Annotated in this window: 15 protein-coding genes and 1 pseudogene; 10 read left to right on the forward strand and 6 right to left on the reverse strand. The window is 46.4% G+C overall.

Translation table 11 applies throughout. From position 1 onward, the window contains the following. Positions 1-2: 2 nt before the first annotated feature. From HQRW_RS12210 to HQRW_RS16160, 3 genes are all read left to right on the forward strand, one after another. Positions 3-764 (forward strand): ABC transporter ATP-binding protein, encoded by a 762-nt coding sequence (locus HQRW_RS12210; protein ID WP_014556833.1) that lies wholly within the window; start codon positions 3-5, stop codon positions 762-764. Positions 765-1,474: 710 nt separating this feature from the next. Next, on the forward strand, positions 1,475-2,632 hold the full coding sequence (locus HQRW_RS12215) for an alcohol dehydrogenase catalytic domain-containing protein (RefSeq protein WP_049892114.1): 1,158 nt from the start codon (positions 1,475-1,477) through the stop codon (positions 2,630-2,632). A 236-nt stretch (positions 2,633-2,868) separates the two neighbouring features. Then, positions 2,869-3,027, forward strand: coding sequence for a hypothetical protein (locus HQRW_RS16160; protein ID WP_011572393.1), 159 nt, complete (start codon positions 2,869-2,871; stop codon positions 3,025-3,027). Between the two features lie 145 nt (positions 3,028-3,172). Here HQRW_RS16160 and HQRW_RS12220 read toward each other — a convergent pair whose 3' ends face one another. Next, positions 3,173-4,333, reverse strand: coding sequence for a CobW family GTP-binding protein (locus HQRW_RS12220; RefSeq protein WP_014556835.1), 1,161 nt, complete (start codon positions 4,331-4,333; stop codon positions 3,173-3,175). Between the two features lie 366 nt (positions 4,334-4,699). On the opposite strand from HQRW_RS12220, the gene HQRW_RS12225 reads away from it, so the two are divergent. Next, a complete protein-coding gene (locus HQRW_RS12225) occupies positions 4,700-5,044 on the forward strand; it encodes an RPA12/RPB9/RPC11 RNA polymerase family protein (protein WP_049892116.1) in 345 nt (114 codons plus the stop codon). 38 nt (positions 5,045-5,082) lie between these two features. Here HQRW_RS12225 and HQRW_RS12230 read toward each other — a convergent pair whose 3' ends face one another. Next, on the reverse strand, positions 5,083-5,403 hold the full coding sequence (locus HQRW_RS12230) for a transcription factor S (RefSeq protein ID WP_014556836.1): 321 nt from the start codon (positions 5,401-5,403) through the stop codon (positions 5,083-5,085). Positions 5,404-5,785: 382 nt separating this feature from the next. Here HQRW_RS12230 and HQRW_RS12235 point away from each other — a divergent pair, with 382 nt between their 5' ends. The 6 genes and pseudogenes from HQRW_RS12235 (at position 5,786) to HQRW_RS12250 (ending at position 10,651) form a co-directional block, all read left to right on the forward strand. Continuing rightward, entirely contained in the window at positions 5,786-7,519 is a 1,734-nt protein-coding gene (locus HQRW_RS12235) for a PAS domain S-box protein (protein WP_231852348.1), read from the forward strand. After that, positions 7,473-8,015, forward strand: a complete 543-nt coding sequence (locus HQRW_RS16580; RefSeq protein ID WP_231852349.1) for a sensor histidine kinase — start codon at positions 7,473-7,475, stop codon at positions 8,013-8,015. Before HQRW_RS12235 ends, HQRW_RS16580 begins: the two co-directional genes overlap by 47 nt. A gap of 403 nt (positions 8,016-8,418) precedes the next feature. Further along, positions 8,419-8,607, forward strand: a complete 189-nt coding sequence (locus HQRW_RS15680; protein WP_149031560.1) for a hypothetical protein — start codon at positions 8,419-8,421, stop codon at positions 8,605-8,607. A gap of 105 nt (positions 8,608-8,712) precedes the next feature. Beyond that, positions 8,713-9,009 (forward strand): hypothetical protein, encoded by a 297-nt coding sequence (locus HQRW_RS12240; protein WP_049892119.1) that lies wholly within the window; start codon positions 8,713-8,715, stop codon positions 9,007-9,009. Between the two features lie 249 nt (positions 9,010-9,258). After that, positions 9,259-9,549: pseudogene (locus HQRW_RS16585) on the forward strand (non-histone chromosomal MC1 family protein); the annotation flags it as partial. A 460-nt stretch (positions 9,550-10,009) separates the two neighbouring features. Then, positions 10,010-10,651: an IS66 family transposase gene (locus HQRW_RS12250; protein ID WP_077260089.1), complete on the forward strand. Its 642-nt coding sequence runs from the start codon at positions 10,010-10,012 to the stop codon at positions 10,649-10,651. Positions 10,652-10,979: 328 nt separating this feature from the next. Here HQRW_RS12250 and HQRW_RS12255 read toward each other — a convergent pair whose 3' ends face one another. The 4 genes from HQRW_RS12255 to HQRW_RS16165 all read right to left on the reverse strand — a co-directional run bounded on the left by HQRW_RS12255 (position 10,980) and on the right by HQRW_RS16165 (position 12,580). Continuing rightward, the gene (locus tag HQRW_RS12255; RefSeq protein ID WP_014556840.1) at positions 10,980-11,537 is read right to left on the reverse strand and encodes a hypothetical protein; all 558 of its coding nucleotides are present in this window, start codon (positions 11,535-11,537) and stop codon (positions 10,980-10,982) included. An 81-nt stretch (positions 11,538-11,618) separates the two neighbouring features. Further along, positions 11,619-11,768, reverse strand: coding sequence for a DUF7837 family putative zinc-binding protein (locus tag HQRW_RS17180; RefSeq protein ID WP_014556841.1), 150 nt, complete (start codon positions 11,766-11,768; stop codon positions 11,619-11,621). A gap of 271 nt (positions 11,769-12,039) precedes the next feature. After that, on the reverse strand, positions 12,040-12,291 hold the full coding sequence (locus HQRW_RS12260) for a hypothetical protein (protein WP_149031561.1): 252 nt from the start codon (positions 12,289-12,291) through the stop codon (positions 12,040-12,042). Positions 12,292-12,403: 112 nt separating this feature from the next. Continuing rightward, on the reverse strand, positions 12,404-12,580 hold the full coding sequence (locus HQRW_RS16165; RefSeq protein WP_014556843.1) for a hypothetical protein: 177 nt from the start codon (positions 12,578-12,580) through the stop codon (positions 12,404-12,406). Positions 12,581-12,665: the final 85 nt, after the last annotated feature.

Below are 12,665 nucleotides of genomic sequence, written 5' to 3' on the forward strand. Positions count from 1 at the left end.
TTATGCCAGCAGAGTCAAATATAAGCACTCACTCTGATCCACAATCGAGCGAGACAGCCTTTTTAGAAATGCGCGATGTGGTTGCTGGATACGGTAACACAACCGTTCTTCATGATATAAATATCGGTGTGGAAAATGGACAGATCGCATGTTTGATCGGACCAAACGGATCGGGAAAATCAACACTCATGAAGAGTATCTATGGGTTTGCTGATGTAAAGTCAGGCACAATCAGAGTTAATGAAAATAACATCACAGGTCGCTCACCCCAAGAGAATCTAATGGCTGGAATGAGCTATGTGCTTCAGGATGCGAGTGTATTTCCACAAATGACCGTGCATGAGAATATGTTGATGGGTGGGTATGTGTTTGATGATGATAGCCAGGCTGCTCGCCGTGCTGAGGAACTCTATGATGAGTTTCCGATTCTTGGTGATATTCGTAATCAAAATGCAGGAACGCTTTCTGGAGGACAACGACGGTTGCTTGAGCTTGCTCGAGCGCTGATGGTTGACCCAGAGATAATGATGCTCGATGAACCCTCTATCGGACTTGAGCCACGGTTTATTGAGGATGTGTTTGACCGAATCAGACAACTCAATAATCTTGGAACAACTATACTGCTTGTCGAACAGAACGCACAAAAAGGATTATCAGTTGCTGACCGTGGATTTGTCCTTGCATCTGGAGAGATTAAATTCACCGGTACGGGTACAGAACTGCTCAATAATGACGAAATTGGTCGGTTATATCTTGGTGGGTAGGTCCGTATTAGTCAGTCAGCGTCACTGCTGAAAACATATCTTAACCGAGTCAATAAACGGTAATTATCACTGCTCACATACTAATCAGCGGCATCCTGAACACCGTTTCTCTCTGAAGCCACACTTATTTGCTCTGGAACGCCTGGCTACGCGTTGCGCTACAACTTCGAATGAAGAAAATCACAGTACCAACAATTGATAACGGTCGCTGAGATCATAACCAGTATGCCTCTGCGACACTACAGTGATTAGACTCAGGACACCGGTTTTATTATTTCGGCTCCGGCTGTAATTTATGTATGTGATGTGTCCAAAACGGACTCATCGCCCTTCCTCAAGAAGCTCTGAGGAGTGTCTATCAATTATTTCTTACACGCATGAGGTGTCTTTATTCAGTCACGTCAGAATCAGATATTAACTAAAACGTTATCTTAACTCGCCGTTCATTGATTCTCAGTCGTCTATGACATTTCAGATCATCAAATAAGAGAATCTCCGAGTTAGATGTGCTATCATCATGGTGAAAGCTAAATTAAGGAAGCTAAAGTGAACATTAACTACGAGCATAATTATAATATAAATTAATAAAAATGATTAATACTGTTCAATGCATTCTCCTAAATGTACATGTTGGATACAAATAATATAACAACGCATCGTACCGTCGCTCACACGCACAAATATGTCAATGGAGGAATCTAATCATGTCAATGGAAGCAGTTGTATATCAAGGCGAGAAAGACGTTGCAATTGAGTCAGTAGATGAACCAGAGATAGAACACCCGAACGACGTCATTATCGACATTACAACAACCTGTATCTGTGGTTCGGATCTTCATATGTACGAAGGACGGACAGCAGCGGACCCGGGTATTGTCTTCGGTCATGAAAATATGGGAATTGTCACTGAGGTTGGTGACGCAGTCTCAGGACTTGAAGAAGGAGATCGTGTTGTCGCTCCATTCAATGTAGCTTGTGGATTTTGTGAGAACTGCGAAGAAGGATATACCGGGTTCTGTACAAATGTTAATCCTGGATTCGCAGGTGGTGCATATGGTTATGTCGCAATGGGACCATATACGGGAGGACAGGCTGAGAAGCTTCGAATTCCGTATGCCGATTTTAATGCGCTTCAACTCCCCGATGGCGATGAACATGAAGATGCTTTCTCGCTCCTAGCAGACATCTTCCCAACTGGATGGCACGGTACCGAACTCGCAGATATTCAGCCTGGTGACTCCATTGCTATCTATGGTGCCGGTCCGGTTGGATTGATGGCAGCATATAGTGCCAAAATCAAGGGTGCTGCAGAGATATATACCGTTGATCGTGTCCCAAGTCGGCTTGAACTCGCTGAAGAGCATTGTGATGCGACTGCAATTAATTTTGAAGAAGGCAACCCAGTTGAGCAAATAAAAGATATTCATGGTGGAGGCGTTGACAAGGGTGTCGACGCAGTCGGGTATCAAGCAGTTGACCCAGATAAGGAGGGAGATTCTGCATATGATCCTGCGCGTGAGAATCCAGCTGTTGTTATCAATAATCTCATTAGAACTGTTAAACCAACAGGGCAACTCGGTATCCCAGGACTATATGTTCCTGAGGATCCGGGGGCGCCAAGTGAGATGGCTGCACAGGGACGACTCGGAATAGACTTTGGTCTTCTGTTCGAAAAAGGACAAGCACTGGGGACAGGACAATGTAATGTTAAAGAGTATAACCGTGAACTTCGTGACCTGATCATCGAGGGACGTGCTGATCCTAGTTGGGTTGTTTCACATCGAGTTGGACTTGAGGAAGCCCCTGAAATGTATGAGCGATTCGATAATCGCGAAGAGGGCGTGACAAAGGTTCTACTCGAACCATAGTCTAGCTTTCTCAGTTAGTCGAGTAGTGTCGATATCCGAAATCAAGCAAATTTTTATTTGGCGTTTGTTTTCCGCATTTTACCTAATGACACTATATCGGATTCGCATCTATTCGTTCGAATAAACCTCAGTCGATCAAGAAGCAAGACAAATATCTCGGGGCTTTGATATGACCCCGAGGCAGTTGACCTATGCAGCGTAACAACTTATTATTCCTACCAACACGGATATAATATATGTGTCAATACTGCAGCTATCGATATCACGATGGGTGGACACAGCTTCTTTCATATGATGAGACGTATCAGATGGCGATGGAAGCAGAATCAGAATCAACGTATGGATTTCATGACTCATGGGACGAACTCCGTGAAGACGTTGGCTATGGTGTCTGAACACGATAATCTGATTGCGTGGTTCTGTGATCGTCTGAGTGACCTTGCGAATCACTGAAATTATTGACAATATGATTTTCAGATTCGAAATGGAACGTGCATACAAGTGTTTGACGTGTTTGACGTCTTGTGTTGTCAATCACTCTTAAGACTCACGCGGGAATGGATCATCTTGTGACTTTTGTGAGTGTTTATTTGGATCATCAGCGACACAATCGTCCAAATCAACGGTAATCTGAGTAATATCGAGTTGTTGCCCGATAATCACAAGTCGTGTTGCTGGATCGTCTTGCCCCCACTCACCAATTGGTCCAGCCTGGACTGCTGATCCAGCCTGGCTAACCCCAAGTACAGTCTCAGGACGGGTGCTAATCCATGCGAACCCTTTCATACGAATAATATCTCCGTTCCATTCACTCAGCCAGGAATCAAATTGCTCCGGATTAAATGGCTTCTGCTGACGATAGACAAACGATTCAACATTATGTGCAGCGGCTGCTGACTCTCCATGGTCGTGAGTATGCCCATAATTGTCTCCAGCGCTCGCATCGTGATTACTATCTTGGCTGTCTCCTGATTCTGCCGTGTGTGTGGACAACGCTTGCTTCCAGCCCTGTTGTCGGCGTGCTTCATTAAAATCGAATCGCCCAGTGTCGAGCACCATCTCAGGGCTAATTTCAGAGTATGTTGTACGGTGTATTGCTGCTCTTGGCTGCAGTTCTCGAATAGAGTCCTCAATCATATCAAGCTCCGTGTCGGGCACCATATCGCACTTATTCAATAATAAGACATCACAGAATTCAATTTGATCAATTAACACTTCTGATAATGGTCGGTTTGGATTTGGTGCAGCATCAGGAATCGATTCTTCTGCATCAAATGCCTTCCAAAATCCATATGTATCAATCACTGAGACAGTTGTGTCGACACAAAATCGATCATCAAGACTTCCATTCTCAGTCCCAGTCGTCAGCGTCTTTGCGATTGGAATTGGCTCACTAATTCCTGATGCCTCAATAACTAGATAATCAAACGATCGTTCATCCGCTAATCGTGTTGCTTCAGTGACAAGATCGTCTTGTAGCCGACAACAGATACATCCATTTGAGAGATCAACGATTCCCTCGTCTGTCTCCTCTTGAAGCAACGCTGCATCAATATTAATTTCGCCCATATCATTCACAATAACAGCAATCTGTCTCTCACCAGGATTATTTAATAGTCGATTAACAAGCGTTGTTTTCCCGGCGCCAAGGGGACCGCTGATAACTGTCATTGGAATCTCCGTTACGTCGGTATCTGTCATAATTGATATAATGGTATGCTCACAAATGAACGTGCGGTTCAACAGGTCAAAACAGAGTATATATCCACTCGCTATTGACGAAACGTGACAGCTCGGACGGCTAAGTGAGAATTAACCTGATTGGACATTGTAAGTGTATATACAGAACATCTGTCTACGCAGCAGAATTATGATCAAGTATCAGCGGAGTATCAGTATATGAGACACTCAGTCAGTAAGTGTGGTAACTATCTAAGTGATACTGAAATTTGACTACATGGATAATTGGATTTGGTTTCATCAAAATCATATTATCACCGTCGACCGACACACCACGGCGATTGACCTAAGTGAGACATCCTCGTTATATCATTGAGAGTGATATAAATGCAATTTTGCGATGAATGTGGTTCAATGATGAAAAAGCGTAATGAGCAAATGGTCTGTGGGAGTTGTGGGTATCAGACCGATCAAGATAGTGCAATCGGGAATTTCGTTAGCACTCAAAAACAAACGGATGAGGATATAATTGAGACAGAAGAAGGAGCAGAATTTGAGGGAAAGCCCACTGATAATAATGTGATCTGTGACGAGTGTGAACATACCGTTGCGCGGTACACAATCAAACAGACAGGATCGGCTGATGAACCGTCAACTCGATTCTTTAAATGCGAGAACCGTATAAGTGTAAGTAATTCGTATCAAATACGATCCCCTCCTGTGTCAGTTTGAAGATTCAAACGTATGTTTTGAGAAATATAAACAGAGCGTTAATTATACTCTCGCCACCGATTCCCGCACTCAGTACACTTAAAGAATCGAGTAGGTGGTTCGTCAGCTGAACCCGTCTGCTTGATTGTGTACCACGCTTTACCGTTCCCACAGTCGTCGCAGGTCACGTCCTTGGCAGTAGGTTTGCCCTCGAAATTCGCATCTTCAGAAGTCTCAATTAGTTCGTCACCAGTCTGTTCAGTCGTGCTGATAAACTCCTCAACACCGCCCTCTTGCTCCGCTTCGTAACCACAACTCGAACACACCATCACGCCATCCACCTTCTTCATCATAGAACCGCACTCGTCACAGAATTGCATTATAATTTCTATCTACTCAATTGTGACACTTAATTCAGTTGCGTCCTGTCGAAGAGTGAGGCGTGTTGGATTGGCGTGTGAAGGTAGTTGTAGGCTAATGAATTCAGGGTCTAATTGGTTTATTAATATTTGTGTATTAGGGGAGCGAGACTCTACTGATAAAGTACAACAGTCTCAATTCGTTGTTATACAGATATTCTGAGACCAGCACAGTCTTATGAGGTATCTCAGTGAGGAGAGATTTGAGACATAAGCACATTTCTCCCACCGGTGTAGTCCGAATCGAGACAATACGAATTATGTACACACGGCTTCAAATCAATAGTCACTATGATTAGATTTACACTAAGGATTCTTATGCTCGAAATAAAAAATCGGAGACATGACTCCGCGAGAGGAACGCACGGACACAATCCGTGTCCTCCACGCTGATGACGACTTAGAGTTCGCTGAGATGGCGACGACATTTCTTGAACGGGAAAATGACCGATTCGATACCGAGACCGTCGCAAGTGCAAGCGATGGGCTCACTCACCTTGCTCATTCGACGTTTGATTGCGTGATTTCTGACTACGATATGCCCATTCAGGATGGGATTGAGTTTCTCAAGAGTGTGCGTGACAACTATCCTGAGCTACCGTTCATCCTGTTTACTGGCAAAGGCTCGGAAAAAGTCGCCAGTGAAGCCATCTCTGCTGGAGTGACTGATTATCTACAGAAATCGTCTGGAACTGAGCAGTACGAACTGTTAGCTCATCGAATCACGAACGCTGTCGAACAATCACAAGCTCAACGACGAGTTCAGAAAGAACAACAGCGATTTCGCACCCTTTTCGACCGCCTCTCACAACCTATTGTGGAAGTGCAATATAAAAACAGTGAGCCAATCGTCACTCAAGTGAATTCGGCTTTCGAGGGTGTGTTTGGGTACGAAAGTGAGAGCATCGTTGGTGACTCCCTTGACACTCACATCGTCCCTGATGACCGAATCGATGAAGCCGAAGCGATTAATCAACATGTCCGATCAGGTGGTCGTCTCGAATCAAGAGAGGTTATCCGTGAGACCGCCGATGGTCTGCGTAAATTCCTTATTCAAAACGCCGTCTACGACGACGGGGCAGGCGGGTTTGCTATCTACACAGACATTACTGACCGAAGAGACCGTGAGGAAACTCTTGAGCGGAACCGCGACCTGCTACGACACACCGAACAATTGGCTACTGTCGGCGGGTGGGAGGCTGACGTTGAAACTGGCGAGGTATCTTGGACGCAGGGAGCATACGCAATCCACGATCTTGACCCCGCTGGGGAGTTCGAGCCATCAATTGAGACTGTAATGGAGTTGTATCATCCTGATGATCAGGCGACAATTCAGCAAGCGGTTGAGAAGTGTCGCACACAGGGTAAAGCATGCGAACTTGACGTCCGACTGATGACCGCTGAGGACGAACAAAAGTGGGTATCTATGACTGGTGAGGCTATATATGATGACGATGGCGATGATATCACCAAAATTCGAGGGGCAGTTTGTGATATCACTGATATTCAAGCTCAAAAACAAGAACTGGTAAAGCTGAAACAGCAATATCAGACGCTGGCAGAGAACTTTCCAGATGGAGCGGTGTATCTAATTGACGATAGTCTCGAGTATATTCGTGCCCGTGGTGAAGCCTTGGAGCGATCTGATTTGTCGCCTGCGGATATTGAGGGTCACAGCCCACACGACGTGTTCCCCGATGAACTTGCAGATGAAGCATGTAACCACTACGAACGGGCGTTCAACGGGGAGACCGTGACTGCCGAACAGGAATACGACGGTGAGCGATACCGAGTTCAGGTAACACCTGTGGACGGCGATGGAACAGAAATCAGATATGTGATGGCGGTGGCACAAGATATCACACAGTATGTTGAGGACAGACGAGAGCTCCAACGACAGAACAAACAACTGGATGAGTTTGCAAGCGTTGTGAGCCACGATTTGCGGAATCCACTCTCTGTTGCACAGGGGAACTTGGGGCTTCTTCGTGAGGACTGTGAGAGTGGCAGAATCGACAAGATTGACTCGGATGGACGAACTAATAGAAGATCTTCTCACGTTAGCCCGTGCAGGTGAGCAAATTGGGAGTGTCGAATCAGTGCATCTCGCTGAGTTGTCTCAGAACTGTTGGCAGAATGTTGAGACGACCGATGCAACAATCCATCTCGATATTAGTGCCACCCAGACTGTTACAATCAAAGCAGATCTAAATCGCCTTGCACAGTTATTTGAGAATCTGATGCGGAATGCAATCGAGCATGCACGGACTCAGGATGATTATAATGGCGATAAGAGTGAGAATGTGACAATCACTGTTGGTGAGCTTGCGGACGGGTTCTATGTTGCAGACGACGGAACCGGAATCCCTGAGAGTAAGCAAGACGATATATTTGATGCGGGCTATACGACGACCGAGCAGGGCACTGGATTTGGACTCTCAATCGTCAAACGGGTCGCCGAAGCCCACGGGTGGGAGATATCCATCACAGAAAGTTCCGAAGGCGGGGCACGCTTTGAAGTGACTAACGTCGATATGAGTCGAATGGAGTCAAATCAAATACAATTGGAGTGAATGTTGACTCAGAGAATTCATCTGAGTGTCTTGATCCTCGCTTTCGTTTTGAAAAGCTATCACTTCCGTCCCGTTCCCGTCAAGCATTCTTTCGAGTCATAACCGCAGTCATTAGGGACATGTCACTCAAAGCAGAGCTATACAACCGCACTGAGCTGTTTCGTTCCGTCCCATTCCAGTAGCCACAACGACTGTCAGTATCCGATACGCCGTCTACCGACCGAGTGTGGTAACGGATAATCAATTTAGGATCTGATTGAGTCTCTAAAACTTGTGTATCAGAAATATGATATTTTACCCGATAAAGTACAAGAATTAGAGGTCGTTGTCACCCAATGCTCTCAGAAAGGTGCGATGAGGTTATTATCAAAAACAAAACGTCGCTGAGAACCGCTACTCGAATTTGACAGCATACGACTTCAATTCTCGCTACGAGTACGTACAGCGTGGCGATGCTGTTGTGCGAGCAGTCTATGTTGAATTATTACCGACTGACCCCCACGGACTCACGCAAGAAGGGCGAACTTTCCTTGCTCAAAACGCCGAAATAAAGACATACGGCTTCCCCCATCTCCCGCCTCACATCAGCTGATGAGTGAATTATCTCCCTGTATCGACCGTCGAATCAACCCCTTCCACAAACCCAAACAACAATGACTGACAGAAATTCAAACACTCCCGCTGGGGAGCACGACCCGTGATCGAGATCAAAATAGACTACGACGACTACGGCTTACACAAGCAGGAGTCCGCTACGACGATTATCCGCATTGACCACGACTCAAGCGTGTTCGAGCGGATTGGGAAAATCGAATCCGTATCACCTGGAATCGTGCTGAAACAACATATCAGATTAATTGATGACATAGCCGACGACATAACAGAGGCGTACGAGCACATCAAATTCATTTCAGCCCGCACAGACGAGTTTGAGACTCGGCTTCAGGACACTATTTTGACTTTGTGTACGCAATTAAAGCACCCGAGGAGTTAGCGGAAGAGCTGTCTGGAAAGCTTGCCGAGGACTTCTCTGACCAGTTCGGCAACCTCTGATAAACTCGTTAGGATAGCTCCGAAGGCTGAGAGGAGAAAACGTCAGTTAGAGGCGATTTTATACGCAGACGGGTTGTATGATTAATATGATTCGTCATGGGTGGCTCCGAGCGTAGCAGGGAACCAATCTACGTGTTGTGATGGGAGGGGTAGATTGGAGTTTCTTCAGCTTGTGGTACGACGGTGGACTATGGTCGACGACAGACGCCGATTCGCACTTAGGGAGAACGGAGAGGAAACCAGCGTATTCACTGGGAAGGCTCCACGTCAGGCAGCGTTGAAAGCCGCTCGGAGACTTGACCCAGCGGAGGGTGAAGAAGACGCTATCGCGGCTTCGGAGCGGATACGCCTTCGAGAACACGGAACCATTGATATACACATATATGAAGCTTGGGCGTGGGAAGAAGAGACTCCTGACGATGGACCAGCATGGCTCAATGATACCGTAACAAAAGCCAAAGTGAATAAGCTGGCTGTCGAGAGGACCACAAAATCAGAGACAGAATTGGAGTACGACCAATTAGAACCTTTCCTGGTAGATCAGCCAATCGCGGTTACAAGAAGCGAGTGTAGTGAGTGTGGACATCAGTTGGATAATTCCTACTATTCATCTACTCGTGTGAGAGATATGCCTTCTATTACTGGTACAATTGAGTATACGCGGTATGGGTACAAGTATACCTCCTGTGGAACGAAAAACCAAGGAGAGCACCCTTACTGTTCGTCTGTAAGTGGGTTTGGAACGAATGCTATCGCCCAAGCTGTTCTGTTCTACTACGAATATCGACTCTCATACAGAGATGTGTCGAATGTATTCAACCAGTTATACAACTTCGATATATCACCAGTATCAGTACAACATATTTGCGACTATCTTTTTACAGCCGCACAGTCAGAGTATGAATCCGTCTGTGAAGAGATACAAACATCTGATGTAATATATCGATGAAACTCAATTTCCTGTAGACGGAGATGACTATTGGCTCTGGGGATTCACAACTGATAACGAAACTCTCTATGCACTCAGAGACAGCCGAGGTAGTGTTGTACTGGAAGAAATCCTCGGAGATGAGTTTGATGGGATTATCGTTTGCGACGGTTGGACTGTCTATTCAGCGTATCACTCACGATTACAGCGGTGTTGGGCACATCTCCTTCGAGAGAAAGAGAATATCTCCGGTGAAGACGCAGAGGCTCAGTTACTTTACGAAGAGCTTCAAAAAGTACACGACGGATTGAATCGATTTCTCAAAACCAGCCCATCTCCTCTCCAGCAGATAATTGTTCAGCACGAGGCACGAAGGCGATTGGAAACTCTTGTTGCGGAGGGAGCAGAGTCAAACAAGGCTTGTGAGGCGCTTCAGACAATCGAAGGTGGGTTGGGTGATTGGCTCACCTTTGTCGTCCATCCAGGGGTAGACTCAACGAATAATAGAGCCGAGAGAATCCTGCGGGATTCGGTGATGCGGAGAAAAACAATGATGCTTCGGAAACAGAAGGGAGTCAACTCATATGAGATCTTTCAATCACTCATACAAACGTGGAAACAGCGGGAACAAAACCCATATACCGAGCTACAGTGACTCGCACAGGAAATAGGAAAAAGCCACACCAATGCTAAAGATGCGTGGGATTGAGAACACATTCCTTCAGTCACGCCGATCATGACTGCCAGGCACAAACCGTATTCTGGTACGCTCTTCATCAACGAAGCAACTCAAGAACTGTTCACGCTCGTCTACGCCGTGGACGACATGACGGTCTGTATCGCACACGGAGGGACAACCTGCGACCCGAAAGGAATTATCATCGACTTCGATGCATTCGACGAGTATCGTGGGAGTGGGGGTCCGAGCGTTGGATGTTGTCTAACCAATCTTTATTACCCTCGCAATAGAGCGATAGTGATTCTCAGCTCGGTGTCCTTGCCTGGAACTCTATGATGAGTTCGTCATTGCGTGCTTCAGGACACTCAACATACAGCTGTGAAACATCGGTCGAGTGGTCTTTCATCAACTCATCTTCCTCAAACTTGACCGTGTGCGTATCACCGCAGACAGGGCACTCAAACGAGTCTCCCTTCTCGTAGCCAGATGTCTCTTTCTTGCTCGGGGTGTCCTCAGTGAACACAGCTTCCTCAATCGTCAGAGAGTGACGCTCAAACAATGACTCTTCGTCTCTAATCTCACGGGCGGCATCGTAGGCGTCAGTCAACTCAGTATCCGAACGGTCTTCTTTGAAAACACGATACCACGTTTCGTCGTCTTCGATATAGACGACCGCAGAGACGCTCCCCTCGGTGATGAAGACGAGATCGTACACATACACGAATTGCTTCTCAATTTCTATCGTTCTCTCGCTGTGAATAATTGCCTCAAACCGTCCGCTGTCTTCGAGTTGAGCGAGTGCTTGTTCCATCTCAAGCGGTCGGGAAGGGAGACTCGAAACAGGTGTGTCGAGATCCGCCATATATACGTCTGCGACCGCTATGTACAAACCGTTCAGGGAAAGTTACGGAACGTTGTCATAAACTCACTTCAAACTCCACAGCTACTGTGGCTGGACAGGTTCGTCGCACTCGTCACACTCAGCGAACAATCGCTGTTCACCCGCAACCTCATACTCAAGAAGAGCTGCTCTCGCTGGAATCACTGAGTCACAGAACGGGCACGAGCCGAGTGTTGACGATGTATTGGACATAGGAATGGAGTGAACTGGAGCAAGGACGTGTTGTGGCTGAGTCCTACGTTAATTTGATACACATCAGTCCATATATAAATCTCTCAGGAAAGCACGGTGAAAGTGGAAGGGAGAACCGAACTGGTGAGGGAGACAAAACCTCAATAGCGTGGTCTTCAACCCCACGCACGGGATCACGAATGTGACTCCCCTGAATTGAATAAGAACAGGTCATCCGTTCTCTCGAATCCTCTGATATACAATCCAATCGTCTCATATGACAAGTTCAGAATCACACGGAAATAGGTATTAAAACGAGGGCATATATGAGCAGGATAGCAAATAGACCGATGCTCGCAAACACAACGAGGAGACGAGTTGCGAGGGGGCTGAGTTCATCATCAGGAATCGACCGTGGTGTGACTAGCCCAGAGATAATTGCCCCGCCAAGACACGCAAGCCCGACAGCAGAACCACCCGTAAGCAGGAAGACAAGCTCTGAATCTGACTGAAACACCGCAGTCTGTCCCCAGACAAGACTCATCAGAACGAATGCCAGTCCGAATGCTGAATGGCGTCTCACAGGTGATATACGTTGACAATTCTAGAGTCAAATAATTGTGGGTGTCCTCTGTCGCATACGGGAGAGGACTTTCTCAAGCAGTCATCCGCTGAAATCCACGATACCAAATCGGGCTCAACACAGCACCGAGAATAATTGTTCCTGCAATAGGGATTATACCCGTTGGGTCAGGACTCACTACGATCGAGATGCTGAATCCAATCAAGACCGCAATAGAGATGGATATACCTGCGAGTGCAATCTGTGGCATATCGTAGTGAATAATTGTGTCTCTGATAAAATCCAGTTCTCACCTGCTCACTGAGATAGTCTGACACACCAACCAACGTCGCGTT

The organism is Haloquadratum walsbyi C23, from assembly GCF_000237865.1.
Classification (GTDB): domain Archaea; phylum Halobacteriota; class Halobacteria; order Halobacteriales; family Haloferacaceae; genus Haloquadratum; species Haloquadratum walsbyi.

What these genes read in the sequence shown, in the direction of transcription:
- HQRW_RS12220 (WP_014556835.1), bottom strand. Translation starts at nt 4,333, where the DNA reads ATGACAGATACCGACGTAACGGAGATTCCAATGACAGTTATCAGCGGT.
- HQRW_RS12230 (WP_014556836.1), bottom strand. Translation starts at nt 5,403, where the DNA reads ATGCAATTCTGTGACGAGTGCGGTTCTATGATGAAGAAGGTGGATGGC.
- HQRW_RS12225 (WP_049892116.1), top strand. Translation starts at nt 4,700, where the DNA reads ATGCAATTTTGCGATGAATGTGGTTCAATGATGAAAAAGCGTAATGAG.
- HQRW_RS16165 (WP_014556843.1), bottom strand. Translation starts at nt 12,580, where the DNA reads ATGCCACAGATTGCACTCGCAGGTATATCCATCTCTATTGCGGTCTTG.
- HQRW_RS12260 (WP_149031561.1), bottom strand. Translation starts at nt 12,291, where the DNA reads ATGAGTCTTGTCTGGGGACAGACTGCGGTGTTTCAGTCAGATTCAGAG.
- HQRW_RS16580 (WP_231852349.1), top strand. Translation starts at nt 7,473, where the DNA reads ATGGACGAACTAATAGAAGATCTTCTCACGTTAGCCCGTGCAGGTGAG.
- HQRW_RS12215 (WP_049892114.1), top strand. Translation starts at nt 1,475, where the DNA reads ATGGAAGCAGTTGTATATCAAGGCGAGAAAGACGTTGCAATTGAGTCA.
- HQRW_RS17180 (WP_014556841.1), bottom strand. Translation starts at nt 11,768, where the DNA reads ATGTCCAATACATCGTCAACACTCGGCTCGTGCCCGTTCTGTGACTCA.
- HQRW_RS12210 (WP_014556833.1), top strand. Translation starts at nt 3, where the DNA reads ATGCCAGCAGAGTCAAATATAAGCACTCACTCTGATCCACAATCGAGC.
- HQRW_RS12235 (WP_231852348.1), top strand. Translation starts at nt 5,786, where the DNA reads ATGACTCCGCGAGAGGAACGCACGGACACAATCCGTGTCCTCCACGCT.
- HQRW_RS12255 (WP_014556840.1), bottom strand. Translation starts at nt 11,537, where the DNA reads ATGGCGGATCTCGACACACCTGTTTCGAGTCTCCCTTCCCGACCGCTT.
- HQRW_RS16160 (WP_011572393.1), top strand. Translation starts at nt 2,869, where the DNA reads ATGTGTCAATACTGCAGCTATCGATATCACGATGGGTGGACACAGCTT.